This is a genomic window from Rhodococcus sp. YL-1, assembly GCF_001942025.1.
Taxonomy (GTDB): Bacteria; Actinomycetota; Actinomycetes; order Mycobacteriales; family Mycobacteriaceae; genus Rhodococcus_F; species Rhodococcus_F qingshengii.
In genome coordinates this window covers 2,921,598-2,946,459 of sequence record NZ_CP017299.1, presented here as the reverse complement: position 1 = coordinate 2,946,459, position 24,862 = coordinate 2,921,598, and the positions used below count along the sequence as shown (strand labels likewise).

General features: G+C 62.8%; 23 protein-coding genes. 10 read left to right on the top strand and 13 right to left on the bottom strand.

Annotated elements, in window-relative coordinates; translation table 11 throughout:
* Positions 1 to 21: 21 nt before the first annotated feature.
* From BH682_RS13830 to BH682_RS13820, 3 genes are read left to right on the top strand one after another with little or no spacing between them, the layout of a single operon-like run.
* Entirely contained in the window at positions 22 to 906 is an 885-nt protein-coding gene (locus BH682_RS13830) for a DUF5995 family protein (protein ID WP_083954750.1), read from the top strand.
* Positions 907 to 955: 49 nt separating this feature from the next.
* On the top strand, positions 956 to 2,389 hold the full coding sequence (locus BH682_RS13825; protein WP_223304669.1) for a putative nucleotidyltransferase substrate binding domain-containing protein: 1,434 nt from the start codon (positions 956 to 958) through the stop codon (positions 2,387 to 2,389).
* Positions 2,386 to 3,168: a Fic/DOC family protein gene (locus BH682_RS13820; protein ID WP_075833101.1), complete on the top strand. Its 783-nt coding sequence runs from the start codon at positions 2,386 to 2,388 to the stop codon at positions 3,166 to 3,168. The genes BH682_RS13825 and BH682_RS13820 overlap by 4 nt, the downstream gene beginning before the upstream one ends.
* A 115-nt stretch (positions 3,169 to 3,283) precedes the next feature.
* Here BH682_RS13820 and BH682_RS13815 read toward each other — a convergent pair whose 3' ends face one another.
* From BH682_RS13815 to BH682_RS13800, 4 genes are read right to left on the bottom strand one after another with little or no spacing between them, the layout of a single operon-like run.
* Positions 3,284 to 5,266 carry a 5-oxoprolinase/urea amidolyase family protein gene (locus tag BH682_RS13815; protein WP_075833099.1) on the bottom strand — a complete coding sequence of 661 codons (1,983 nt, stop codon included), beginning with the start codon at positions 5,264 to 5,266 and terminating at the stop codon, positions 3,284 to 3,286.
* Positions 5,263 to 5,916 (bottom strand): urea amidolyase associated protein UAAP2, encoded by a 654-nt coding sequence (locus BH682_RS13810; protein WP_007728099.1) that lies wholly within the window; start codon positions 5,914 to 5,916, stop codon positions 5,263 to 5,265. Before BH682_RS13810 ends, BH682_RS13815 begins: the two co-directional genes overlap by 4 nt.
* Positions 5,913 to 6,746, bottom strand: a complete 834-nt coding sequence (locus tag BH682_RS13805; RefSeq protein ID WP_047270362.1) for an urea amidolyase associated protein UAAP1 — start codon at positions 6,744 to 6,746, stop codon at positions 5,913 to 5,915. The genes BH682_RS13810 and BH682_RS13805 overlap by 4 nt, the downstream gene beginning before the upstream one ends.
* Before the next feature lie 2 nt (positions 6,747 to 6,748).
* Complete coding sequence (locus BH682_RS13800; protein ID WP_042951823.1) at positions 6,749 to 8,308, bottom strand: amino acid permease; 1,560 nt, start codon at positions 8,306 to 8,308, stop codon at positions 6,749 to 6,751.
* A 197-nt stretch (positions 8,309 to 8,505) separates the two neighbouring features.
* Between BH682_RS13800 and BH682_RS13795 the strand changes: the two genes are divergently transcribed.
* Positions 8,506 to 9,237, top strand: coding sequence for a TetR/AcrR family transcriptional regulator (locus tag BH682_RS13795; protein ID WP_003944898.1), 732 nt, complete (start codon positions 8,506 to 8,508; stop codon positions 9,235 to 9,237).
* A 12-nt stretch (positions 9,238 to 9,249) separates the two neighbouring features.
* On the opposite strand, the gene BH682_RS13790 is transcribed toward BH682_RS13795, so the two are convergent.
* On the bottom strand, positions 9,250 to 9,804 hold the full coding sequence (locus BH682_RS13790; RefSeq protein ID WP_003944949.1) for a LysM peptidoglycan-binding domain-containing protein: 555 nt from the start codon (positions 9,802 to 9,804) through the stop codon (positions 9,250 to 9,252).
* Between the two features lie 440 nt (positions 9,805 to 10,244).
* On the opposite strand from BH682_RS13790, the gene BH682_RS13785 reads away from it, so the two are divergent.
* A complete protein-coding gene (locus BH682_RS13785) occupies positions 10,245 to 10,892 on the top strand; it encodes a hypothetical protein (RefSeq protein ID WP_075833097.1) in 648 nt (215 codons plus the stop codon).
* A gap of 17 nt (positions 10,893 to 10,909) precedes the next feature.
* Here BH682_RS13785 and BH682_RS13780 read toward each other — a convergent pair whose 3' ends face one another.
* Genes BH682_RS13780 through BH682_RS13770 form a run of 3 tightly spaced genes read right to left on the bottom strand, consistent with a single transcriptional unit; the run spans position 10,910 to position 14,976 of the window.
* On the bottom strand, positions 10,910 to 12,592 hold the full coding sequence (locus BH682_RS13780; RefSeq protein ID WP_003944811.1) for an ATP-binding cassette domain-containing protein: 1,683 nt from the start codon (positions 12,590 to 12,592) through the stop codon (positions 10,910 to 10,912).
* Positions 12,593 to 12,607: 15 nt separating this feature from the next.
* Positions 12,608 to 14,356, bottom strand: a complete 1,749-nt coding sequence (kstD, locus tag BH682_RS13775; RefSeq protein ID WP_075833096.1) for a 3-oxosteroid 1-dehydrogenase — start codon at positions 14,354 to 14,356, stop codon at positions 12,608 to 12,610.
* Positions 14,356 to 14,976, bottom strand: a complete 621-nt coding sequence (locus BH682_RS13770; RefSeq protein ID WP_030536452.1) for a TetR/AcrR family transcriptional regulator — start codon at positions 14,974 to 14,976, stop codon at positions 14,356 to 14,358. Before BH682_RS13770 ends, kstD begins: the two co-directional genes overlap by 1 nt.
* A 466-nt stretch (positions 14,977 to 15,442) precedes the next feature.
* On the opposite strand from BH682_RS13770, the gene BH682_RS13760 reads away from it, so the two are divergent.
* From BH682_RS13760 to BH682_RS13750, 3 genes are all read left to right on the top strand, one after another.
* Complete coding sequence (locus tag BH682_RS13760; RefSeq protein ID WP_030536453.1) at positions 15,443 to 16,498, top strand: serine/threonine protein phosphatase; 1,056 nt, start codon at positions 15,443 to 15,445, stop codon at positions 16,496 to 16,498.
* A gap of 81 nt (positions 16,499 to 16,579) precedes the next feature.
* A complete protein-coding gene (locus tag BH682_RS13755) occupies positions 16,580 to 17,554 on the top strand; it encodes an ABC transporter ATP-binding protein (protein ID WP_042919882.1) in 975 nt (324 codons plus the stop codon).
* A complete protein-coding gene (locus BH682_RS13750) occupies positions 17,554 to 18,345 on the top strand; it encodes an ABC transporter permease subunit (RefSeq protein ID WP_003943323.1) in 792 nt (263 codons plus the stop codon). Before BH682_RS13755 ends, BH682_RS13750 begins: the two co-directional genes overlap by 1 nt.
* A gap of 199 nt (positions 18,346 to 18,544) precedes the next feature.
* Here the strand turns inward: BH682_RS13750 and otsB are convergent, their stop codons facing one another.
* Positions 18,545 to 19,333 carry a trehalose-phosphatase gene (gene otsB / locus BH682_RS13745; protein ID WP_223304451.1) on the bottom strand — a complete coding sequence of 263 codons (789 nt, stop codon included), beginning with the start codon at positions 19,331 to 19,333 and terminating at the stop codon, positions 18,545 to 18,547.
* Positions 19,334 to 19,506: 173 nt separating this feature from the next.
* Between otsB and BH682_RS13740 the strand changes: the two genes are divergently transcribed.
* Together BH682_RS13740 and BH682_RS13735 are read left to right on the top strand one after the other, a co-directional pair.
* Positions 19,507 to 19,836 carry a type VII secretion target gene (locus tag BH682_RS13740; RefSeq protein ID WP_037130770.1) on the top strand — a complete coding sequence of 110 codons (330 nt, stop codon included), beginning with the start codon at positions 19,507 to 19,509 and terminating at the stop codon, positions 19,834 to 19,836.
* Positions 19,833 to 21,068 carry a hypothetical protein gene (locus BH682_RS13735; protein ID WP_223304452.1) on the top strand — a complete coding sequence of 412 codons (1,236 nt, stop codon included), beginning with the start codon at positions 19,833 to 19,835 and terminating at the stop codon, positions 21,066 to 21,068. Before BH682_RS13740 ends, BH682_RS13735 begins: the two co-directional genes overlap by 4 nt.
* Positions 21,069 to 21,080: 12 nt before the next feature.
* Here the strand turns inward: BH682_RS13735 and BH682_RS13730 are convergent, their stop codons facing one another.
* The 4 genes from BH682_RS13730 to BH682_RS13715 all read right to left on the bottom strand — a co-directional run bounded on the left by BH682_RS13730 (position 21,081) and on the right by BH682_RS13715 (position 24,723).
* A complete protein-coding gene (locus BH682_RS13730) occupies positions 21,081 to 22,070 on the bottom strand; it encodes a malate dehydrogenase (protein WP_075833092.1) in 990 nt (329 codons plus the stop codon).
* A 66-nt stretch (positions 22,071 to 22,136) separates the two neighbouring features.
* Positions 22,137 to 22,766, bottom strand: a complete 630-nt coding sequence (locus BH682_RS13725) for a hypothetical protein (RefSeq protein ID WP_042919891.1) — start codon at positions 22,764 to 22,766, stop codon at positions 22,137 to 22,139.
* Complete coding sequence (hisS, locus tag BH682_RS13720) at positions 22,756 to 24,027, bottom strand: histidine--tRNA ligase (protein ID WP_075833090.1); 1,272 nt, start codon at positions 24,025 to 24,027, stop codon at positions 22,756 to 22,758. Before hisS ends, BH682_RS13725 begins: the two co-directional genes overlap by 11 nt.
* 15 nt (positions 24,028 to 24,042) lie before the next feature.
* Positions 24,043 to 24,723 carry an MBL fold metallo-hydrolase gene (locus tag BH682_RS13715; RefSeq protein ID WP_075833088.1) on the bottom strand — a complete coding sequence of 227 codons (681 nt, stop codon included), beginning with the start codon at positions 24,721 to 24,723 and terminating at the stop codon, positions 24,043 to 24,045.
* Positions 24,724 to 24,862 lie beyond the last annotated feature (139 nt).

Here is a 24,862-nt window from a genome sequence, read left to right as displayed (position 1 = left end):
TAGTCTGAGCCGATGAAACCGATGCGGCTGTATCCGTTGACGCTCGCGCTCGGCATCACCGCCGCTTTCCTCTCGCCCGGTTCTGCACTCGCAGAACCGGGCGAGAGTCTTTCGACGGCTTGCGGCAGCCAGTTGAGCAATGCCGAGGTGGGCCGGATTGCCGAACTCAGCAACGTCACGACCCTGAACGGTGCCGGACTGCCTCGGCTCGAGACCGCTGTCGAACGTCATCGTGAGATCACGTCGATCCTCGTCTCACACCACGATTGGCGAGGCTTGTTCTCCATCGGCCTGGACGCTGTCGAACACGAGGCGGTGATGCCGCTGCAGCGAGACCCTGCGGCCTTCGCCGATGACGAGTGGGCCCATTCCGTCAGCTTCGAATTGCTGCGCAGGTACCTGGTGAACGTCCATGCAGAGTTCACCGGTACTCCCACCGATCCGGCGTGGAGCAACTACTTCGCCCTGACACGTCAGTGCGACGCCAGTCCAGCACGGGTCGCCATGGCCGGCTACAACGCGCATCTCACCGTCGACCTCGCTCACGCCGTCGACACGTCCGGAACCACTGCGGAGGATGTCCCCGATTTTTACAAGATTGTCGATTCCATTGCCGTCAAGGGTGGTTCGATCGTGACCCTCACCAAGGCCGAGTACGACGCCGATCTGGGGCCGCTCTGGCGGTTCTACTTCGTCGGCGAAGGACTCGACCGATTGGCCGGAAACTCGCAGCCCTCGGAACTGCTGCTCCGCGCCGCCGACAGCGGATACAACACCATCACGCTGGCCAACGGATTCGCCCTCCAGAATCCGCAGACACGTCCGGGCGCAGAACAGGAGATCGACGCGCTCTGGCGTACTACGGATTCCGCTCTCGACGTACTCTCGCGACTCGGTGGTCTCTGACATCTCACCCTCCGCTGCCTGAAACGGACACACCTGAGACAATGACCCCATGACGGGGCACTCGGCAGGGCAAGGCATGCAGAGTCCCGCCATGCGCCGGGTACGAGACCTGTTGCGCGGACCCGCAATTGTCTGCGATGGCCGGGCAACCATCCGCGAGGCCGCGAAGTTGATGACCGACGCGGGCCGCCGCGCTGTCGTGATCCCGACGGCTACAAGCGGTTTCGGAATCTTCACCGAAGGTGACCTACGTGCTCGCGTGGTAGTCGGTGGTATCGACAGCAATCAGCCGGTATCAACGGTGATGACGCCGTCAGCAGTGACAGTCGATCCGGATCGATTGGGCGCCGACGCCGTGACCGACATGCTCGAGTACGGATTGCGCCATCTCCCGGTCGTGACCGAGGCAGGCGCACTGATGGGTGTGCTCGAACTCAGCGACCTCCTGACTTCGGCCACCAATCAGGGTTTCGAACTGCGCGCAGCGCTCGCCACAGCACAGGACGACGCCCACCTCGTCGAAACAGCCCGCGCGGTCCCTGTTCTGGTGACGGAATTGGTGGCGTCACGGGTCTCTCCGCTCGACATCGGCGCGACGCTGGCCGTGCTGATCGACGTAACAGTCAGGCGAGCCATAGAATTGGTGGTGGGCGGAGACGAGCGACCGGATTTCGCGTGGCTGTCGCTCGGCAGCGTCGCCAGGCGTGAAGCGCTCCCCTCTTCGGATATCGACAGTGCGCTGGTGTGGGGCGGCGAATCTCATCACGAGGGAGCCGACGCCGCGAAGACCATCCACGACATCCTCGATCTCTGCGGGTTCCCTCGCGACACCAAGAACGCCGTCGCGACCCAGGCCAGGTTCGCTCGGACGCTCCCACAATGGCGCACTGCGCTGCGGAAATGGGTATCCAATCCGTACCAGGACCAGGCCCTGGTCATGTTGTCGATGCTGGCGGATGCCCGTGTCGTCGCGGGCGATCCGGCGTTGGATCCTCGCCCTGCGGCGTTGGATCAACTGCGACTGCACCCGGCCGTCATGCGACTGCTCCTTCGCGAAGCCGTCGGAGACAAGGCAAAGCTCCATTCGTTCAAGGACGTGATGACGCGTCGGACCGGAACCGTCGACCTCAAAGCCAGCGCCGTCCAACCGATCGTGAACATCGCTCGTTGGGCGGGGATTTCCGTGGGCGCCCGCACGAGTTCGACACTCGAACGCCTCAAGGCTGCAGCGGGAAGCGGTTTCCTACTCGACGACGACGCCCAGGTACTGATCGAATCTTTCGAGGTGTTGCAGCAGATTCGTGTCCGCCACCAGACCGATCAGTTCGCGGCAGGTCGGCCACCGACCGACGAAGTCGTGATCTCCGAACTCACTCCGCTCTCGCGGAGCTTGCTGAGCAATGCAGTGCGCGAGGTCGCAGGTGTGCAACGACGACTCGAATATGCCGCGTCCGCGTCGGCGCTACCCGACATCGATCCGTGAATCGCACTGCGCTCGAACAGGTTCTGGCGGCGGAGCGCCTCGAAGGCTGGGATCCGAGCGATGAACAGATCGCGGAACTCGAGGCCGTGATGATCGGGATGCTTTCTCGGCGTGAGTATTTCGAGCAGGAATTGGCGCGAGCCGTCGGCCTCTCGTCTGCGATTCCCCCGCGGATCCGCTGGCGAAGATCAGCGCCGTACGTCTATCGCGGTACATCGGTGCTCGCGAACAATTTCGACGTACGAGATCCCGCCGCACTGCAATCACTCGAGTTCGCGGCGACCGCGCTTCGTCTGGGTGAGGCGCATCTCGGCAGCGACCTCGTACCGCACACGCGAGACACAGCCGAACTTCTCCTACTTCACCAGCACGTTTTCCAAGATCTGTACCAGTGGGCCGGACACATCAGAACCGTCGACATCAGGAAAGGTGCGGCAACGTTTGCTCCGGTCTCGGCGATTCGGAACTACCTGTCCGAGGTCGAAGAGATCATCGCCGCCGTCGATTGGGTAGCACTCGATCACGGCGCTGCGTCGTTCGCGCTCGCATCGGTGTACTCGACGCTCAATCATGCCCACCCGTTTCGGGAAGGAAACGGGCGAACCGGAACCCTCTTCCTGCACCGACTCGCCGCCGACACCCGGTATCAGCTCGACTTGTCGCGGGTGAGCAGAACCGAGTGGGTATCCGCTTCGAGGGATTCTGCGCCTTTCCGGCCCACCGGAACCCCGTCGCCTCGCCCGTTCATCGATCTGTTCAATCGCGCGCTGACTCGCTGACGCAGACATCTGCTGCCCGTTCCAGGCGGACTGAACACCGCTACTGCTGAGTGAGCACCGCTTCCGACACTCTGGAAGCGGTGCTCACTCTAAGACGACTGTGCTCACTCGACCATCAACCGGGCAGCGCGAACTCCCCTGCGTCGGACCAGCGCTGACGCTCGGCCCCGAACGCGACGGACTGCATCGCGCGGAACTCCTCGATCGAGCGCGAGTTCGACGCGAGGAACTCCTGATGCTCGGCCAGCGAGAAGCTGCCGTCCTCGATCTCGACGCCCCCGCCGCGGCCGGCGGCGGTGTCCGCGCGCAGATCCATCAACTCTTCCGGCTCGACGGGGTACCAGGAGATCCGGTCGAAGAATCGCAGCAACCACGGAGTGCCCTCCTCGAACGGCCCGGACTTCGCGGGGTGGCGGTGATTCCACACCTGCGTCGTACGTCCGACGAACTGGTACCCGCCCGGGCCTTCCATGCCGTAGATGCAGAGGTACGCCCCACCGATCCCGACGGCATTTTCCGGGGTCCAGGTGCGGGCAGGGTTGTACTTGGTCGTGACCAGACGATGACGCGGATCGAGCGGCGTCGCGACCGGCGCTCCGAGGTAGACGTCACCGAGTCCGAGCACCATGTAGTCGGCGCCGAAGACGGTGTCGAACACGTCGTTCACGGATTCGAGACCGTTCATCCGGCGGATGAACTCGATGTTCCACGGGCACCACGGCGCGTCGGCGCGAACCCCGTGCATGTACCGCTGGATCGCTTCGCGCGTTGCCGGGTCGTCCCACGACAGTGGCATCCGCACAGTGCGACTTGGCACAACGAGTTCGTTGGCCGCCGGCAAGGTGTCCTCCGCCTCGGCGAGCATTCCCATCAGCTTGCGGACGGGCAGCACGTCCGGGTCGACGCGGACCTGCAGGCTGCGGATTCCCGGGGTGAGATCGAGTAGTCCGGCCGGCTTCTCGGCTTCGAGTCGCTGATGCAGTGCATGAGCACGCGCACGTAACGCCAGGTCGAGATTCATGTCGCCGTATTCGACCAACACGTTGTCGTCGCCTGAGCGCCGGTACGTGACCGCGGTGTCGCCGTCACGGCGGGCTATGACGCCGTCGTCGCCGTCACCACCGGAGGAATGAACAACCGAATTGGACGCTCGACGCGATACTCCGAGGTCACGCCGGGAGGCTGCCCGTTCGGCGCGGACCGGCACGAAGCGAATCTTGTTCCCGGGAGCCAACTGTCCGAGCTTCCAGCGATCAGCGGACACCACTGTGATCGGGCAGACGAAGCCGCCGAGGCTCGGTCCGTCTGGTCCGAGGAGGATGGGCGTGTCGCCGGTGAAGTCGAGTGCACCGATCGAATACGCGTTGTCGTGGATGTTCGAAGGGTGAAGTCCGGCTTCGCCGCCGGTGGTTCTGGCCCAGTCTGGTTTCGGACCTATCAACCGGACACCGGTGCGGTCGGAGTTGAAGTGGACCTCGTACTCGGTCGCGTACAGCGTGTCGATGTCGGAGCGGGTGAAGAACTCCGGCGCCCCGTGCGGGCCCTCGGTCACCGCAAGTTCCCAGCACGTGTGTATCGCCGGAACATGCTCGGCGGGAACAGCTCCCGCGACCCCGGTCGCCTGTCCGAGTTTGAGAACGTCTCCTGCCCGCAGAGTCCTACCTTCGTGTCCCCCGAACCTGCCCAGGGTGAAGGTCGACGCACTGCCGAGATAGTCGTCGGTCTCGATTCCGCCCTGTACGAGTACGTAGATGCGCAGTCCCGGGCCGCTGACCGTTCCGACGTCGAGCACCGATCCAGCGGGGACGAAAACTGGTCGCCACTGACCGTGTACGACGCCGTCGACGGTCACCGACACCGGGGCACCTGTGATGCAGACCGTGGTGTCTTCGTCGAACGTCATGGCAGGTCCGGCCATCGCGCATTCGATGCCGGGGGCGCCTTCGGGGTTTCCGAGTGCGGTGTTTCCCAACCGAAACGACAGGTCGTCCATCGGGCCCGATGGTGGGACTCCGATCTGCCAGTATCCGACGCGTCCTGGATAGTCCTGAACCGTCGTCAGCATTCCGGGACGCACGATGGTCAGTTTTGCGTTCATTCGTCTGCTCCCGGCCGTGTGACGATCATGCGGACGGCCGTGGGATCGAAGCCGTTGCACGGGTTGTTGATCTGCGGGCAGTTGGACACGAGGACGAGCACGTCACGTTCGGCACGCAACGCGAGCCGCTTGCCTGGTGCCGACAGTCCGTCGACGATTCCGAGTGTGCCGTCGGGGTCGACCGGGACGTTCATGAAGAAGTTGATGTTGGACACCAGGTCCCGCTTACCGAGCCCCCATTTTGCGCCCTCGACGAGGAAGTTCTCGACGCACGCGTGCTGATGCTTGGTGTGGTGGCCGTATCGCAGGGTGTTCGATTCCTGTGAGCACGCGCCGCCGACGGTGTCGTGGTTTCCGACCTCGTCTGCGACCAGGGTCATGAGTGGAGTTCCGTCGTCACTGCGGAGCACGGAGCCTGTGGACAGAAACAGGTTCTTCTGGGCTGTGACCGTCGCTGCTGCCGAGTACCGAACGCTGTGATCGTCACCGGCGTAGACGAGGGTGTCGACGGCTTGATTTCCGTGTAGATCGACGATGGTCAGGACGTCACCGGCACGGACAACTGCGGACCACGGCCCGAATGCGTCAGCAATCTCGTCGAGGATCACCGTTCCGGGAACGAGGGCGGGGACATCCAAGGTGGTGGTCATGCGATCTCCTCCAGGTTCGAAGCCGTCCAGGCATCTTCGGTATTGAGCACTGCGCGTTGGTATTCCGGCCCGAGATCGTCAAGGCTGCCGAGTTCGTCGGCGGCCTTCCACGCGAGCACTTCGAGGGACGTGGTGGGAAACTGCGGCGCCGGATCGAGTGGGTGCGCGGTGTTGGCGATCATCACGATGACGGGCAGGTGAATCAGAAGGTCGACCGTTGCGCCTGAGCCGGCGGACCCCGTACTGGTGAGCGCGCCGTCCGCCTCGACGCGGACACCGTGGAAGAAGGACAACGGAGGCGCAATGTCCTGCGGCCCGAGTCCGTTCTTCGCGGCAGCGACGGTGAACAGTTCACGCCCGGCGGGTGAGGCACTGTGCAGCGAGCCCTGCCCGTACTTCGCCTCGTTGGTGGCGCGTGACGTCGTTCCGCAGAACGCGTCGTGGTGACCCGACGTGTCTGCGACCACGGTCGCAAGTACTCGCCCCTGATCGGAGAGCAACGGGTGCCCGACGCCGAGATAGGCCTGCCATGGCACCTTGACGGTATCGGCGACGTTGAGACGCTCCCAGGGGGCGTCGGCGCGATAGAGCAAGATGTTTGCGCAGGCGCTGCCAGCGATGTCGCGAAGTCGCAATCGGGTTCCACGTGCGAGAACCTTGGTCGTGTACCGCCCACCCGGCACTGTCTCAGCCCAGGTCAGACGTTCGGGAGCGACGTCTTCGGGTGGGTTCGGCCAACGCGTTGCCGGCAATACGGGCATGGAATCGGTGATCGTTCCAGCTTGAGACCGGGCATGCTCGCGCGCTCCGGCGGTGGTCTGAGTACTCATGGTCAGGCTCCGATCGTGACGGGATTCGGGGTGGCGCGGCCACGTGGGAAGCAAGCGACTCCCAGCCCCACGACCAGCGCTACCGTGATGGGCGCGGCCCACTGCAGAATGGGGTACTCCCCGGTGGGGTTGAAGATCTCGGCTCGTGGCCAGGACAGGTTGATCACCATCAGCGCGCCGTACACAACCGCGGCGATGTTGACCGGAACTCCCCAGATGCCCAGGGAGAAAAGCTTTTTGCCTTCGGCGTCGAACTTGGGGCCGACTGCCGTGCGAGGCCATCCCTTGAGACGCTGAACCAGCAGCGGCACGGTCACCATGAGGTAGGCCAAGTAGATCAAGATGATGCATACGCTGGACAGGGTTGCAAAAATTGCCGAGTTGCCCACGTTGACGGCCAGGACGGCAATGCAGACCAGACCGATGAGGACGGACGGCGCGATAGGTGTTCCGGTGCGGGGGTTGACCTTTGCCAGTACCTGCGAGGCAGGAAGCCGCCCGTCGCGGGCCATCGAGAACATCAGCCGTGAAGCAGCAGTCTGAATGGCCAAGGTGCACACGAACACTGCGATCGAGACGTCGATCAACAAGACCGTGCCCCACGGCGAACTGAGAATCGATGTTAGTACGTACGGCAAACCTTCCGTGGCCAGGCGTCCGTCGGTGAGTGAGGGCGCTGCCATCAACGCGCCGAGGATCATCAAGCCGCCGCCGAGCGCGGAAGCGGACAGTGCAAGCCGGATCGTACGAGGTGCGACGCGTCGGGGGTTGCGGGTCTCCTCGGCCAGTTCGCCTGCCGAACCGAAGCCGACCATGACGTAAGCAGCCATCAGTCCGGACATGATCCACGCCCAGGCGTATCCGGGCTGACCGCCGGCACTGCCGGTGTCGAAGACGACGTCCGGTCCGCGCTGAGCGTGGGTGAAGAACATCCCGATCACCGCGATGACACCGACGATTTCGCAGGTCACGCCGATGTTGTTGATACGCGACATCCAATTGACGCCGATGCAGTTGATGAAGGTGGTCAGAACCAGAAGTACCGATCCGAGCAGCACGGCGTTGGCGGCACCACTCGATGAGGTGAGTGCGCTGTCCTCGCCGATGATCTGGAACCCGCTCCACACATTGGGGAGCACGACCTGCAAGGCGATCGCGGCGGCCGATGCAGTGACGATCTGAGCGAGAATCATGAACCAACCGGCGAACCAGCCGACGATCTCACCACCCATCCGCCGCGACCACTGGTAGATGGCACCCGAAATCGGATATCTGGCAGCAAGTTCCGCGAAGTTGAGAGCGACCATGAACTGACCGATGAAGACGACCGGCCACGTCCAGAAGAAAGCCGGACCCGCGAAACCGAAACCGAGGCCGAACAATTGGAAGATCGTGGTGAGGATGGAGACGAAGGAGAAGCCCGCGGCGAAAGACGCGAACTTTCCCAGCGATCGATGCAGCTGCTGCTCGTAGCCGAACTCCGCGAGGTCACCGTCGTCGTGAGGCGAAGAGGCGAGTGCGGATGCGGTGGTGGGCTGCGCAGCCGGGGTGGTTGCACTCAACGGCGTACTCCTTCGGCGAAGCGATTCAGAGGCGAATAACTGTCGATTGATAGTTTTCGCGAAATCCACTCGCCGCAGGTGACGCCCGCGTATACGATTCGCCTGATTCTGTAACAGGCTCGTTGAGTACGTTTCGAGCACGTGACCGAATGCTCACAGCGGCGGCCATCCCGCACGTAAGGCCGCAGCCTGCCACTATGGAAGGCGTGACCAACGCCGGCCCCGGACGACCCCGCCTGACCGCTCGCCGACGCCCGGGTGGCACTGCCCGGGCGGAGATCTTGGATGCAGCCGCTGAACTGTTCACCACCCGAGGCTTCGCCGCGACGTCCACACGCCACATCGCCGAAGCAGTCGGAATGCGTCAGGCATCGCTGTACAACCATTTCGCCACCAAGGACGACATTCTGGTTGCACTGCTCGCCGACACCGTGACGCCGGCGCTCGACTTCGCGGAGAATCTCAGGCCACTCGACACCGCACCCGAGGTTAAGCTGTACGCACTTTCGTACATCGACGCGGCACAACTGATCACCGGACGGTGGAACCTCGGCGTCCTTTATCTCTTACCGGAACTGAGAAGTGACAGGTTCATGTCGTTCCGAGCCGATCGCGATCGGCTTCGCGAGCAATACCGGGCACTCGCCCAGGATGTGCTCGACGCGATTGACGATCCATCATCAACGCACCTGGCCGAGCTTCCGTTTCGCCTGGTAGAAAGCGTGATCAGCGCGCGAGCCGACGCGCTCGAAGGCACCCCGATTCCCGACGCCGCCGTCATCGCCGGGTCGGCGCTGCACATTCTTGGGTGGCGCCAGGATCTTGACCCCATCCATACGGAAGCGGCAACGCTCATTGCGAACGCAGAAACGCCGAAATTGTCCGGGGCTGCATCAGCTCCGGACAATTTCGACGCATTGAGGACCTAAACGGCCACGAGACTAGACCGAGAGGGACTGTCCCGGGAAGATCAGGTTGATGTTCGGAACCTGGCTGGCGAGGTTCTCGAGCGAGATGCCGTGTGCAGCAGCGATCTTCGACAGGGTGTCGCCTGCCTTGACCACGTAGTTGCCGCTTCCGGTGCTTGCTGCCGGAGCCGACTCGACGGAAGCCTCAGCGGTGACGGGGGCGGCTGCGGCCTCGTAGTTGCCTGCGGTGGTGCCGGTGGTCAGGTACTGACCGCAGACGGGCCATGCGCCGACGCCCTGGCCTGCGAGAACGTTCTCGGCGACACGGATCTGCTCGGCCTGGCTGGCGTTGGCAGCGTTGCCCGATCCACCGAATGCGTTCCAGGTGCTCTGCGTGAACTGCAGACCACCGTAGAAGCCGTTTCCGGTGTTGGCGGCCCAGTTACCGGAGGACTCGCAGTTTGCGACTCCGGACCAGTCGTGGCCGGCTGCCGAAGCGGTGCCGGTGCTCATGGCGAGCGGGATCGCGACGACTGCGCCTGCGGTTGCAACTGCGCCGAGGGCGCGCTTGAAGGTGATGCTGGTCATTGGGTAAATCCTCTCCGCTACCGCGGACGAGGTCGGCCCGGACGCTTTCACGTCTAGTCGATCGACTCGTCTGTTTCACTCCTGCCCCGCGAAGGTTTCGGGAGTACCGGACCCGCGGGGCAGAAGCACGCAGTTGCGGGTCGGTGTTTGCCCGGTAGTTTCGGGCTGTCAACGACCGTAGGTGATGGTCACGGATTGGTCACGGGGCAGTTTTCCGGCACTGCCGTACCAGATTCAGTCGAGTTTCAAGAAATAACCACAGGTCAACTAGTTGATTCGAGGTTCAACCATACCGATCGTTATCCGTCCGTTATGTGTCAACCGTCACTGCGATTTTGTGACCCACCGCACCGAAAAAGGCCGTGTCGGACCACGAAGGAGCCCCCTTCGGATGTTCAGAGATTCCTGGCAGCGGGCAAAAACCAACCGCCCCAATCGTTATGGAGAATCAACTGGTGATCATCGCAGTAGAAGGACCCAGCGCCGCCGGCAAGACCACTTGGTGCCGAGCCCAGATGACGAATGAATCGGTCGTCGAGGAATTCGTGGCCGAATATCAGCCCACCGGGTTCGAACCGGATGGAACCAACCTCGAAGTGCAGGCAAGTTACTGGACAACGGTCAATTCGAAGCGATGGTCGCAAGCGGAAGATCTCGAAGCGAGAACCGGTATCGCGCTCTGCGACAGCGACCCGCTGAAACTGCACTACAGCTGGTGTCTCGCTGCGGTGGGCGCAGCACCTCGGGAGCGATTCGAGTACGAGCTCGCGGCAGTCGAGACAGCTTTCGAGCACCTCGAACTGGGTTTCGCGGATCTGACCGTCATCTCGATACCGTCACCGGGGCAGCTTCTACTTCAGCGCGAAGGAGACCCCAGCCGCCGACGACGGCATTTCGAGCTTCACGCGGCGCTCGCCGAGCCCCTCACCCACTGGTACTCGGCGGTGAACAGGGTAGATCCAGGTCGCGTTGTGTGGCGCTTTCCGACACAGCTCGATCTTTCGCGCTGTCCCCCGCCTCGATCGGATCGCAGCGATCCGAGCCTCCTTCGCGCGATGATCAACGAGCTGCCGCCTCTCCCCAGGTAGGGAGTGGCTGCTCGATCTCAGCGCGCTCGTTCGACCCTGGCCTCGTCCCACACCGGCGACTCGCTCTCGTACACGTTCCCATCCGATCCGAAGACGAGGAACCTGTCGAACCCGCGCGCGAACCAGCGATCGTGCGTGACCGAGATGACCGTGCCGGCAAACTGAGCAATGCCCTGCTCGAGCGCGTCAGCCGAATGAAGGTCAAGGTTGTCGGTCGGTTCGTCGAGCAACAACATCGTGGCGCCGGAGAGCTCGAGGAGCAGGATCTGCAATCGTGCCTGCTGACCGCCGGACAGGTCGTCGTACTTCTGTTCCGCAGCTTGGGACAATCCGTAACGGTCCAGCGCGCGGCTCGCCGCTTCGCGTCCCATTCCGCTGCGGTGTTCGTCGCCCATGTGCAGGATCTCGAGCAGCGTGTTTCCGGTCAGATCGGGCCTGGAGTGTGTCTGCGCAAACAATCCGGGACGTACCCGGGCACCCAGCGTCGCAGTACCCCCGTGCTCGACCGGCGCGATGTCGAGCGCCTCGACGGGCAGATGCTCGCTCCCCGGATCGGTCCCCCCACCCGCCAAGAGCCGAAGGAAATGCGACTTTCCGGATCCATTGGAGCCCAGCACGGCAACCCGATCTCCGTACCAGATCTCGGTGTCGAAAGGCTTCATCAATCCGGTCAGCTCGAGATCTTGACATACCAACGCGCGCTTGGCGGTTCGCCCGCCCGCCAGCCGAACCGTCACCTTCTGCTGAAGTGGAATCGCTTCGGGTGGCCCTGCCTCCTCGAACTTCGCCAACCTGGTTTGCGAGGCGTGATACCGCGCAGCGACGCCGTCGTTGAACTTGGCCTTTTCACGCAATCGCAGAACCAGGGCACGTAATTTCGCGTGCTCCTCGTCCCAGCGTCGGCGCAGTTCTTCGAATCGAGCGTTGCGATCCTCGCGGGCTTGGTGGTAGCTGGCCAGCCCAGCGCCGTGCGTCCACGACGTTGCGCCGCTGATTCCGGGCTCGAGCGTCACGATGTGGGTGGCCGCGTTGGCGATCAGTTCGCGGTCGTGGCTGACGAACAAAACCACTTTCGACGATTCCGAGATCGTCTTTTCCAGCCATCGCTTGCCCGGAACATCGAGGTAGTTGTCCGGCTCGTCCAGTAGGAGTGCGTCGTCGGGCCCAGCGAACAGTGCTTCGAGAACCAACCGTTTCTGCTCGCCACCACTGAGGGAGTTGGCCGCGCGCCACTTCGCACGGTCATAGGGAACACCGAGAGCCGCGGTAGTGACCTTGTCCCAGAAGTCTTCGGTCTCGTAGCCGCCCACGTCGGCCCAATCGGCCAGCGCATGCGAATACTTCATTTGAGTTGATTCCTCGTCGCGCTCGATCATCGCGTTTTCTGCCGTATCGAGCGCCAGTGCTGCGTCCCGGATCCGTGCCGGCGAGACGGACAACAGAAGATCGCGCACGGTGGACTCGTCGCGAACCTGGCCGACGAATTGCCGCATCACGCCCAGTGTTCCGGATCGAGTGACAGCGCCCTCGTCGGCGACGACGTCTCCGGCGACAATGCGGAGCAACGTCGTCTTACCAGTCCCGTTGGGGCCTATCAGTGCAGTTTTTGCACCGTTGCCGACCCGAAAGCTGACACCGCTGAGCAGTTGCCGACCATCAGGGAGAAAGTAGTCGACGTCGGCGATGTTGAGGTGGGTCACGCTGTCAAGAGAACCCTACCCACGGCGATCTGCCAAACCATTATTCCTGCCTTCGGTCTCGAGCTCACTACCGTCGCGGGATCGTCCGACCGCATCGAGCGCCGCCAGATATCCGAAAACCATTGCGGGACCGATAGTTGCACCTGGACCGGCATAGGTATGACCCATCACCGGTGAGCTGGTGTTACCTGCTGCATAGAGCCCGTCGATGACCGAACCGTCGGCGCGCAACGCTCGCGCGCGAGCGTCCGTGTTGATGCCGCCTTTGGTCCCCAGGTCTCCAGGCACCATCTTCGCGGCATAGAACGGACCCTTCGTGAGTTCTCCGAGGCTGGGGTTGGGCTTGTTGGTGCAGTCGCCGTAGTAGTGGTCGTATCTGCTTGTCCCACGGCCGAAGTCGCGATCGACTCCGTCGCGCGCGTGACTGTTGAATCGTGTGATGGTCGCGGACAGCGCATCGCCCGGCACTCCGATCTCGGCAGCGAGTTCGGCAATCGATCCAGCTCGCACGATCGCACCCGATTCGATCCACGACCGAGGTATCGGCCTGCGCGCCGGAACCCCCGCGAACAGGTAACGGTCACGGTACGTCTGATCGAAGATCAGCCAAGCCGGGATGTTCTCAGCGGGTCCTTCACCTCGGCCGTACTTTCCGCCGAACATGGCGTGTGCCGCTTCGACATAGGGAAGTGACTCGTTCATGAAGCGCTGACCGCTGGCGTTGACCATGAGGCTGCGAGGCAACGAGCGTTCCGCCAAGGCGAACCACGGGCCTTTGGGCAGTGGAATCGACGGGGCCCACCACGCGTCGTCCATGTACGAAATTGCGGCGTCGACGCGTAGAGCTGCACGGATGCCATCCCCGGTATTGGTCGGTGCCCCGAGAGTCCACTGCGCGCTACTCGGCCGTCGCTGGTACTCGCCTCGCATGTCGTCGTTGTTGTCGAACCCGCCACACGCGAGGATGACACCGCATCGAGCGTGCATGGTGGTCTGCACTCCCCCGGACTCGAGTCGCACACCCACGACACGATCACTGTCGGTCACCAAATCCACAAGCCTCGTCCCGAGCTCCACCGTCACTCCGGCGTCCCGAACTCCGAGCATCAGTTCGGCCATGAGCGCCGGCCCGAGCCCGATCAGCTTCTTCTTCCGAGCTCTTGCGGCCAGGGATCTCATTCCTACCCGAAGCATCCGCACCGGACCCCGCCAATGCCGGATCCCCGTGCTCAGCCAACGGTAATCAGATTGTTGGACAACCATGTTGAGCGGAACCTTCATGTACGGCGGATGAAGTGTCGCAAGATCGTCGCCCAGAGCTCGCGCGTCGAACGGGCGCGGCTCGCACGAGCGGCCGCTTGCACGTCCGCCAGGTGCCTCGGGAAAGTAGTCGGAGTAACCCTTCACCCATTCGAGCTCGAGTGCAGAGTGACGAATCAGGAAATCGAGGGCTTCCGGACCTCGATCGAGATACGTGTCGATTCGGTCGCTGTCTGCATCCTCTCCGACAATGCTCTTCAGATATGTTCGCGCAGAGTCGATATCATCTTTCGGTGCCTCGCGGCGAAGTATCGAGTTTCCCGGAATCCACACGCCGCCCCCGGACCGGGACGACGAACCGCCCCAGTATTCGGACTTCTCCACGAGTATCGTCGAGAGTCCGTTGCGGGCTGCGGTGATGGCTGCGGACATGCCGGCAGCCCCCGATCCGACAACAACGACATCCACTACGGGCGGCGCGGCGCCCTGAGAGTTCTCGTCCATCACTGGTCACGACCTTTCGTGTCATCTTCGTCCTGCGTGTGCCACCGGGATCCCCGAACTGCGTCGAGCGCCCCCTCGACGCACACGGGAAGTGATGCCCCGCGCTTGTGAGGGTTACGTATCCATTGCCGATAACCGAACTCCGCCGCTGCCAACATCAAATGAACGAGAAGTCCTGGGCGGCTGTCATTTTCCGGATCGAGGTACATCCGTTGTGCCACCAACTCGACCAACCGATCACGATGCTCGGGCGCGATCAGGGCGACTCGATCCATCAGGTGCGGCGCGGTGCGGAACGCTGCTCGCCACTGATCGATCTCCGAGGACTCGAAAGCATTGGAGCGTTCCAGGATTGCCCGCGAGATCGCAAGATCAGCCGACTCGGATGCCGGGCGATCCTCGAGCAGCGTCACGATTCCGGCGCCGCCCTGCCTGACCGGATCCAACAGCAGATCCTCCTTGTTACGAACGTGCCGGAAGTACGTACTCGCCGATACCCCCGCTGCCGCCGCAATCTGCTCGGTGGTCACATCCTCGAAACCGTCACGCGCGAACAGATCGAATGCCGCACGTTGAATGTCTGCTCGCACCTGCAACCGCTGTCTCTCCCGTAGTGACATCAGCAACGTCCTCCCGCCTCGGCCGAGATCCGGCCATTCTCGATAATGCGAGTCTCACCTATTGTGACAGTCACTGTCAATATCCAATTCTCTGTCAGATATCAGCAGACCCGGGCACATCGTTGACAGGGCATTCGATGCCACGACAAGCTTCGAAGATGAAGCGATGGGGACCGAATCGAGACGTTTCTCCAACAATTTGTCGATGCGGGGCTTCAAGGCGCGGTCACCGAAGCGTATTTCGGTGGTCCACTCTGGCGCATGACCCTGCTCGCCCGTTTCGACGACCGAGCCCTTGGCCCCGACGGCGCCGTCATCTATCGAAATCGAACAGTGCTTCTCGTTCGGACCAAGTGGGAAAGATCATCGAGCAAGAGGACTACTACGAGGACACCGCCAGAATCGGTGACTTCGACAGGCGGCTCCGCGAAATCGAAGCCGGACGAGCCTGTGGCACAGTCGTGGAATGACAGACGTCAGGATTGACCGCCACCGAAAGCTGTCGGCGTTCCTGTCTTCCCAGAACGATGTCGAACTGGCCCGACTGGTCGACACCGTTCAAATCTCGAGTGTCGGCGTAGGTGGCGCCGCAGGAGTGATCAGGGTCTATGACAACAGGCTCAACGGCGTTCCGGTATTCACCAAACGCATCCCACTGAGCGTGCGGGAAATCGCCGAGGTGGGCTCTACTTCCAACCATTTCGATCTGCCGACGTTCTGCCAGTACGGCATTGGTGGCCCAAGCTTCAACGCCTGGCGAGAACTGGCCGCGAACATCGTGGTCACCGATGCCGTTCTGGCCGGCGAAACACAGTCGTTCCCAATGCTTTACCACTGGCGGATACTTCCCGGACGTTCGCCCGTTGCGGCCGAACACGCCGACATCGATTCCGTTCACACCGCCGGCGCCAGCCGTGAAGTGCGGACCCGTCTCGAAGCGCTTGCCGCTGCGCCGTGCAGCCTCGTACTGTTCTGCGAGTACATCGAACACCCGATCTCGAATTGGCTGGAAGACAACCCGTCCGCCAAAGCTGCCGAAGTCGAGCGACAGTTTTCGGAGATCGTGGCATTCTTGCGCGATCGACAGTTGCTGCACATGGACGGACATTTCGGCAACATGCGCACCGACATGGAGCGGATCTATCTCACCGACTTCGGACTGGCCACATCCCCACACTTCGACCTGTCGACTGCCGAGCACGACTTCGTCCGGCGCCACGCCACTCATGACGCCGACTACGCCGCCATGCTTCTGGTCAACTGGCTGGTGACCGAGGTCTGCGGGGTACCGAGGCCGACGAGCGGCGGACCAGTCGCCCGCAACCAGTACGTACGACGATGCGCCACAGGTCATATTCCAGGTGATGTGACACCAGAGGTGGCCGCGATCGTGACACGGCACGCGCCCGTCGCTGCGAGGATGAACGACTTCTACTGGCGATTGTTCGACGGCGACTTCGATGCGCCCTACCCGCATGCCGCGCCAGTTCCGACTTCCGGTCGAGCACAGGGTTTTCCCTGAACTGCCGTATTCACATCTCAGGGTTCATGTCATCCTCGGGACCGATGTGCTGGTCAGTGCCGGTAGGGCACAGTTCTCCTCATGATTGAACTGAGGGGATTGACCAAGGTTTACGGACCGACGAAAGCGGTGGACGACTTGTCGTTCACGGTCAAGCCGGGCATCGTGACGGGCTTCCTGGGCCCGAACGGTGCAGGCAAGTCGACGACGATGCGGATGATCCTGGGTCTGGATCAGCCGACGTCGGGTGCGGCGTTGATCGAGGGCAAGCCGTACCGCGAGCTCAAGACGCCGTTGCGGACGGTGGGTGCGTTGCTGGATGCGAAGTGGGTGCACCCCAATCGCAGTGCGCGTGCACATCTGCAGTGGATGGCTGCTTCGAACGGGATCCCGAAGTCCCGCGTCGACGAGGTGCTCGGGTTGGTCGGGTTGTCCGAGGTGGCGGGCAAGAAGGCCGGCGGGTTCTCGCTCGGTATGTCGCAGCGTCTGGGGTTGGCGGGTGCGTTGTTGGGGGATCCGAAGGTGTTGTTGTTCGACGAGCCGGTCAACGGTCTCGATCCGGAGGGCATCGTCTGGATTCGTAAGTTCATGCAGCGGTTGGCGGCCGAGGGCCGCACGGTGCTGGTGTCGAGTCACCTCCTGTCGGAGATGGCGCTCACGGCGGAGCAGTTGGTGGTGATCGGTCGGGGTCGGTTGATTTCGGATTCGACGGTCGCGGAGTTCGTGGATCGTTCGTCGGAGTCGACGGTGCGCGTGCGCAGCCCACAATTGGACGCTCTCCATGCCGCATTGACTGCCCAGGGACTGACTGTCCGCGAGGAACATTCAGGATCGGAGCCGGTGTTGGTGGTCGTGGATTCGACCACCGATGTGATCGGTGGTTTGGCTGGTTCGCAGGGAATCGTGTTGCACGAGTTGGCTTCTGTGCAGGGATCGCTCGAGGATGCGTTCATGAAGTTGACCGGAGACGATGTCCAGTACCACGCATCCGGTATCGATCCGGGCGCCGGAGCCCACCACGCAAACACACAGCACGCTATGGGAGGTGCACTGTAATGGCTGTTCTCAGTGCTGAACGTATCAAGATCACCACGACCAAGTCGCCGCTGTGGTGCACGATCACAATCATCGTCCTAGGGTTGGGCGTCGCCTGGATGATCGGGCGTTCGTCGAGTTCGAGCATTCAGGCGTACAACGACGAAGCCGCATCAGGAACTCCTGATTTCGAGAAATTCCTCCCCACGTTCAACGACGCGGGGCTAGGAGTATCCGGATTCGGCGTCATGGTCCTGATGATCATGGCGGCGCTCGCGATCACCAGCGAGTACCGCTTCGGCATCATCCGTACCACCTTCCAGGCCATCCCGAGTCGGGCTTCGGTTCTGATCGCCAAAGCCGGCCTGATCGGGGCTTTCGGCGCGGTGCTGTCCTTCGTTCTCATGCTCGGCGCGGTATTCATCACCAAAGCTGCGGCAGGCTCTGAAGGTTCCACCAATCTGGCACTGGACAACGCCGACGCCTGGCGCGCCGTTTACGGCGTACCGATCTTCGCGTTCCTCTGCGTTGCCCTTGCCATCGCCGTCGGAGCACTCCTTCGTCAGTCCGCCGGCGCCATTGCACTACTGCTGCTGTGGCCACTGCTCATCGAGAGCCTGTTCGGCATGTTCGGATCCTTCGGCAGAAACGTCACACCGTTCCTCCCGTTCGCCAACGCCGACCACTTCCTCTCTTCGGGTTCGAGCACCAATTTCCATTGGGGCCCTTGGGGAAGCTTGTTCTACTTCGCAGCGTTTGTGCTGGTGATATTCGGAATCAGCATCGCCGTCGTCAACAAGCGCGACGCCTGACCGAGTCGCAAACCGACCAAGACCAAAACTGGCCGCACCGGAGCCCTTCCGGTGCGGCCAGTTTCGCGTTGACAGAACCATCAGCGCTTGTCGATCACGCCAAGGAACAGGGCACGCGCGGGTTCGCGTCACTCTGCCCCGCGGACGCGGCACCTCGAAATAGGACCTGGTCGAGTTCCTAGCAGACTGACCTTACGCGTCAGCGTTCCAGTTGCGCGGCAAGCTCTTTCATCCAATCGAGGAATGCCTGCGGGCCGTCGAACTGGACGCCGTCGACAGCAGCCACTTCCGGTGCGATGTCGTCGCCCTTGACCACCAACGCTTCTCCACCCGAGGCAAGGACAGCGGCAAAGGCCGGTAGGTCACCCCGGTCGTCGCCCGCGTACGCGACGACGTCGACCCCTGCGGCCGCGATCGCGCGAAGGAGTCCTGTCCCCTTGTCCTCCTCAACGGGTGGGCGCAATTCCTCGACCAACTTGCCGGGCTCACGCCGCAACCCGGTCCGGCTCGCGATTTCTGTCGTCGCTGCTTCCACCAGGCGCTGCGCGACCGCACGATCCGCGGCCCGACGCCAATGCACGGCCACCGCAAGGCCTTTGCTCTCGACATGGATGCCAGGAACTGCCGGAGAGTCGAACAAGCGTTTCAATTCGGCTTCTGCTTCGGCGACAGCATCACTGAACGCCGCGACGGCCGGAAGCACCTCGATTCCGTTGTCCGTCCAGGTCTCGACACCGTAGGAACCCATGAGTACAACCGAATCCAGACTCAGCCGTTCTCGCAGAAACGACACCGGCCGCCCCGAAAGCAGGCCGACTACACCGAGGTGTTTCGTCAGAGTCGCGAGCACGTCTTCGGCGCCGGGCAGGAGTGCACTCGCCGACGGATCGTCGACGATGGGTGCAAGCACGCCGTCGAAATCCATCACCAGTCCACAGCGAGCTGGATCGGACGTGAGTCGGAGGATGACGTCCGAAGCGGTTCGCATGGTTCGAGTGTGCCAAATCGATCGCACTCGCAATACCAACACCGGAGCCGAATGTAATCTCTGCCACTTCGTCCAGGTTGTCCGGAGCCGCTGAGTAGGTCGCGTCGTCTCCCTGTAAGGGCCCACAGTGGTCCGCTAAAGTTCTCACGACGCTTACCAACTGGGGGGTAATGATGAGCGAATTGACTGTCGCCACTGACGGCATCCGAAAGTACGGCTCGACGTCGACCGAAGCGGCAGGACGCATCGCGCAGGCCGCCGCCGTCGATCTGGGTGCAAACATCGCAGCAGTCGCACCGGCCGTGGGCCCCGTCGGGATCGAATTTCTCGAAGCATTCGCGCGCGCTCAGGCCACACACACCAAAGATGTTGCAGCACTCGCCACGTTCTACGCCGGCAACGCCGCGACGGCCGGTGCAGCCGCGCAGGCCTACGACACCACAGATCATGCAATCGCAACAGATCTGACCGCTGCGGCCGGATCGACGGGCGCGACCGCGTGAGCACCGAAGACGACTCGACGACCGTCATCGAATTCCTTCACGGTGGCGCTCCTCCCCCGGTACTGCCGAACAATGTGGTCGAATCGATGCTCGCCGGCATACCGGTACCGGCACTCCCCGGAATCGAAGATCTGTTCGCGCCCTTGATCGAACTCGGGAAGAGTCTCGGCACAGGCACTTTTGCGGGCATCGATCCCGTCGGCATCTTCGATCAGGCGTCCACTCTCATCGACCACGCCATGGGACTGTCCCGAAGCGCGGTCGCCGACGTGGGCCAGACCTGGAACAGCACCGGCAGTGACGCCGCGACCGAACTGTCGCGATCCGCCCAGAACAGCGGCGCAGAATTGAGCGAACGCGGAACCGCGATATCGAAAACTGCTGCCGCCGCCGCGGAATCGGTGCAGCGAGGCAACGCGAATCTCGCGGCAATCGCGCAGTCCTTCGCCACCACGGTTGCAGCTGCCGCGCCCATCGCGTGGACACCACCAGGACAGGCGATGTTGCTTGCCTCGGCAGCTGAACACATGCAGGCAGCCGTCGCGGCGGTGACTCGGACGCGTGGGGAGATGCTCGGGCACACCGCAGCCATGAACGCCCTTGCCGGACCGATCCCCGTGCCGACCCCACCGACCAGTGAGGCACTCTCCAACCTGGTCACTGCGGAGGCAATCAACAACGCCGCCCGTCAGATCGCCCAACCTCTTTCTGCCTCAACCGATGCCGGTGATGCGCCGTACTCCACCCACCCGGACTCCACTCAGCCAGGCACAGAGGCTGTTCGAACTTCGGCTGCACGGGCCGGCGCCGGGCTTCCGACCGGCGTCGACAAGCTGTGGGGCGCAGGCAATCCGTCGACGTCACTCGCAGCCGGCGCGTCGCCGTCACCCAGTGCGACGGCAAGTTCAGGCGGAGCATGGGTGAGCGGAAGCGGTGGCACTACCGGCGGAATGGTGAGGGGTGCAGCGGGAGTTGCTGCAGTTCAACCGGTTCCGGTAACACCGCCCGGCCTGGGTGCACCATCGTCGGCAGTCGGCAGTAGCGGCATGTCGCCGGGCGGCATGCTGGGCGGTGGACCCCGCGGATCTCGGGACGACGAGTCGCCACGCACTACCCCGAGGTATCTCGTCACTGTCGGCGACGAGAATTCGATGGTCGACGATCTGCCGATGGTGTCGCCGCCCGTGCTCGGGGCTGACGATCCCGATCAGTACCTGTTCCGAGATCTCTGATCAAGACAAACCTCAGACGAAGCCCAACTCCCGCACCGCCGCACGCTCCTGCTCCAGTTCGCTGACGGACAGGTCGATCCGTTCGCGTGAGAAGTCGTCGATCGCGAGGTCGGGAACGATAGCGAACTCGCCATCGGCACAGGTCACAGGGAAGGAAGAGACCAATCCTTCGGGCACTCCGTAGGAACCGTCCGAACAGACGGCCATGGATACCCAGTCGTCCTCGGCGGTACCGATCACCCAGTCGCGGACGTGGTCGATCGACGCGCTGGCCGCACTCGCCGCAGAGGACGATCCCCGCGCAGCGATGATGGCGGTGCCTCGCACCTGCACAGTCGGGATGAAATCGTTCTCCACCCAGTCGCGGTCGTCGATCACCGCGAGTGCAGGCTCACCTGCGACAGTCGCGTGGGACAGGTCCGGGTACTGCGTCGCCGAATGGTTTCCCCAGACGGACACCTTGCGCACCGACGACGCACGAACCCCGGTCTTCTTCACCACCTGCGCGATCGCTCGGTTGTGGTCGAGACGTGTCAGCGCACTGAACCGAGCATCGGGCACGTCCGGTGCATTGTTCATCGCGATGAGCGCGTTGGTGTTGGCCGGGTTTCCCACGACCAGCACCTTGACGTCCGAGGCTGCGTTGTTGTTGATCGCCTTCCCGTGCGCTGTGAAAATCGCGCCGTTCGCACTCAGCAACTCGGCACGCTCCATCCCCTTGCTCCGCGGACGTGCGCCGACCAGCATCCCGACGTTCGCGCCGGAGAAGGCGACATCGGGATCGTCGGTGATGTCGATGGAGCTCAGCAACGGAAATGCGCCGTCTTCGAGTTCCATCGCAACGCCTTCGGCAGCGGACACGGCGGCAGGAATCTCGAGCAGTCGAAGTTTGATCGGGACGTCAGCGCCGAGCATCTCCCCCGCAGCTATGCGGAAAAGCATTCCGTATGCGATCTGACCCGACGCTCCGGTTACCGTGACGGTTACGGGCGCAATACTCATTGCCGACTCCTCACCTGCCGTTTTCACGACTGTCCGTTCTACAACGCTGTAAGAACGGTTTCCACGCTAGTCGAGTAAACCGGCCACTTCGTGGTCTGTCAGTGTGGTCCTCGGCACTCGTCCCTCCGCCGTCACGAGTTCGACGGCACGGTAGAGCGGACGCTCGGCGAGTCCGGCGCCGCGGGCTTCGGCACGCAACTGTTCGATCAGCACCGAGGACAACGCGGCAGCCGGTACCAACTCGCTGGCCGCCAGCGCGTCGGCGAGCTTGCGGAGTGCAAGGATTTCCAACTCGCGCCCACCCCCCGCGGTATACAGCGCGAGCGGGATCCGCACGGTGGACCGTCCGTCGCCGAGCGTCAAGCTGACTTCGCTGATCCGGCCGGATCGCACCGTCAATGCCGCCGTGAGTACCTCGGCCACGTCGACGTCGTTGGTTCGAAAACCAGCTTGCGCACGAACTCTGTTGCCGTACAACGTGATATGTCGGCGCAGCGTCATCAGGATCGCCAGTGACGTCGGCACCGCGATGACGGCACCGACGATCACTCCAACGGTCGCCGTCGAGAACACACTGACGATCAACCCGACGACCACACCGAACACCACGACAACAACGGCGAACTTCTTCAGCCGCGGCGCGATCAACGCCACGGGAACCAGATCGAGCGAAACCGGTTCGGCCTCAGTGCTCAACGAGTTCCCCGAGCTTGTCGACAACCTCGTCGAGCGCCACTGTCTCCTGCTCACCTGTTGCCAACTGTTTGACAACGACAACGCCCTCTTCGAGTTCACGCTCGCCGAGAACCAAAGCGATCGCGGCACCCGAACGATCAGCTGCCTTCATCGAGCCCTTCACGCCACGGTTTCCGTACGCCAGGTCGACGCGAATCCCATTGGCACGCAACTGATGCGCGATCTTCACCAGTGCAGCCTTCGCCTCGGCACCCATCGGTACACAGAAGACGTCGACACGCGCCGGTGGCGCAACGGACTTGCCCTCGGCCTCGAGCGCGAGAACCGTGCGGTCGACGCCGATTCCGAACCCGATGCCCGAGAGCGGCTGTCCACCCAGCTGTTCCATCAGACCGTCGTAACGACCACCACCACCGATTCCGGACTGCGCACCCAGTCCGTCGTGCACGAATTCGAAGGTTGTCTTGGTGTAGTAGTCGAGGCCGCGGACCATGCGCGGGTTGACGACGTACGGAACGCCCAATGCGTCCAGGTGCGCTAGCACCTCGTCGAAGTGCGCCTTGCAGCTCTCGGACAGGTGATCGAGCATGAGCGGTGCGCCCGCAGTCATCTCGCGTACATCCGGGCGCTTGTCGTCGAGCACGCGGAGCGGGTTGATCTCGGCGCGTCGACGCGTGTCTTCGTCGAGCGGGAGTGCAAAGAGAAACTCCTGCAGCAGTTCGCGGTACTGCGGCCGGCAGGTGTCGTCACCGAGAGAGGTGATTTCGAGGCGGAAGCCGTCGAGCCCCAACGACCGGAATCCGGCGTCGGCGATCGCGATGACCTCCGCGTCGAGCGCGGGGTCGTCGATCCCGATGGCTTCTACGCCGACCTGCTGCAACTGGCGGTAGCGACCGGCCTGCGGGCGCTCGTAGCGGAAGAACGGGCCCGCGTAACTGACCTTGACCGGCAACTGTCCACGATCGAGGCTGTGCTCGATGACCGCACGCATGACTCCGGCGGTTCCCTCGGGACGCAACGTCACCGAACGGTCACCGCGGTCGGCGAATGTGTACATCTCTTTGCTGACGACGTCGGTCGACTCACCGACACCGCGAGCGAACAGGCCGGTGTCCTCGAAGATCGGCAATTCGATGTGGCCGTATCCGGCCAACCTCGCGGCGCGCGTCAAACCGTCACGAACGGCGACGAATTCGGCTGACTGCGGCGGAACGTAGTCCGGAATGCCCTTGGGTGCAGAGAAGGTGCTGGCTTTACTCACGAGAGGTACTTTTCCTTATTCTTGTGCGCTGAGTCCAACGAGAAACGGATTCGAGCTTCGCTCGGCGCCGATCGAACTGTTTCCGCCATGCCCGGGCAGGACCACTGTCTCGTCACCGAGTACCAATAGCTTGCGGGCGATCGAAGCGAGCAACTGCTCGTGATTTCCGCCGGGCAGGTCGCTGCGCCCGATGGAACCCTGGAACAGAGTGTCACCGGTGAACGCCAAATCCACGGGCCCCCTCTCGGTGTTCGCCTGGGTGCGGAACACCACCGATCCCTGCGTGTGCCCGGGTGTGTGGTCCACGACGAACGTCATTCCGGCCTCGGTGATCTTGTCTCCGTCGGCCAGTTCGATCACCTCGTCCGGCTCCACGAACGTCATGCCTTGAATGAATTCCTTCATCGTCGGGCCGATCCCCCGTGCCGGATCGCTGAGCATGTAGCGATCCTCGGGATGGATGTACGCGGGTACGGAATACCGCTCACAGACCTCGCGGGCCGACCACACGTGATCGAGATGACCGTGCGTCAGGAGGACCGCCGTGACCGACATGTCCTTGGAGTCCAGATATTCGAAGAGCGGCTCAGCTGCATCCTGACCCGGATCTACGACGACGCACTCGCACGCGTCGTCCTGAGCGAGTATGTAGCAGTTGGTTTGGAACATCCCGGCCGGAAAACCAGTGACGAGCACGGGGGCAACTCCTCTTCGAAGGGTGGAAACAAACAACACGCTGTCGGTTACAGCCTAAGCTGCTGCCCCGCCAGTAAGTTCTCAGGTTGCAATGGGAGACTCTGACGACGAGTAGAGCCGCTTGCCGAAGCCGACCCCC

Excerpts from the sequence above, each read along its gene's own strand:
- BH682_RS13830 (WP_083954750.1), top strand. The coding sequence starts at position 22 with ATGCGGCTGTATCCGTTGACGCTCGCGCTCGGCATCACCGCCGCTTTC.
- BH682_RS13825 (WP_223304669.1), top strand. The coding sequence starts at position 956 with ATGACGGGGCACTCGGCAGGGCAAGGCATGCAGAGTCCCGCCATGCGC.
- BH682_RS13815 (WP_075833099.1), bottom strand. The coding sequence starts at position 5,266 with ATGAACGCAAAACTGACCATCGTGCGTCCCGGAATGCTGACGACGGTT.
- BH682_RS13810 (WP_007728099.1), bottom strand. The coding sequence starts at position 5,916 with ATGACCACCACCTTGGATGTCCCCGCCCTCGTTCCCGGAACGGTGATC.
- BH682_RS13805 (WP_047270362.1), bottom strand. The coding sequence starts at position 6,746 with ATGAGTACTCAGACCACCGCCGGAGCGCGCGAGCATGCCCGGTCTCAA.
- BH682_RS13795 (WP_003944898.1), top strand. The coding sequence starts at position 8,506 with ATGGAAGGCGTGACCAACGCCGGCCCCGGACGACCCCGCCTGACCGCT.
- BH682_RS13790 (WP_003944949.1), bottom strand. The coding sequence starts at position 9,804 with ATGACCAGCATCACCTTCAAGCGCGCCCTCGGCGCAGTTGCAACCGCA.
- BH682_RS13785 (WP_075833097.1), top strand. The coding sequence starts at position 10,245 with ATGGAGAATCAACTGGTGATCATCGCAGTAGAAGGACCCAGCGCCGCC.
- kstD (WP_075833096.1), bottom strand. The coding sequence starts at position 14,356 with ATGGACGAGAACTCTCAGGGCGCCGCGCCGCCCGTAGTGGATGTCGTT.
- BH682_RS13770 (WP_030536452.1), bottom strand. The coding sequence starts at position 14,976 with ATGTCACTACGGGAGAGACAGCGGTTGCAGGTGCGAGCAGACATTCAA.
- BH682_RS13760 (WP_030536453.1), top strand. The coding sequence starts at position 15,443 with ATGACAGACGTCAGGATTGACCGCCACCGAAAGCTGTCGGCGTTCCTG.
- BH682_RS13755 (WP_042919882.1), top strand. The coding sequence starts at position 16,580 with ATGATTGAACTGAGGGGATTGACCAAGGTTTACGGACCGACGAAAGCG.
- BH682_RS13750 (WP_003943323.1), top strand. The coding sequence starts at position 17,554 with ATGGCTGTTCTCAGTGCTGAACGTATCAAGATCACCACGACCAAGTCG.
- otsB (WP_223304451.1), bottom strand. The coding sequence starts at position 19,333 with ATGCGAACCGCTTCGGACGTCATCCTCCGACTCACGTCCGATCCAGCT.
- BH682_RS13740 (WP_037130770.1), top strand. The coding sequence starts at position 19,507 with ATGAGCGAATTGACTGTCGCCACTGACGGCATCCGAAAGTACGGCTCG.
- BH682_RS13730 (WP_075833092.1), bottom strand. The coding sequence starts at position 22,070 with ATGAGTATTGCGCCCGTAACCGTCACGGTAACCGGAGCGTCGGGTCAG.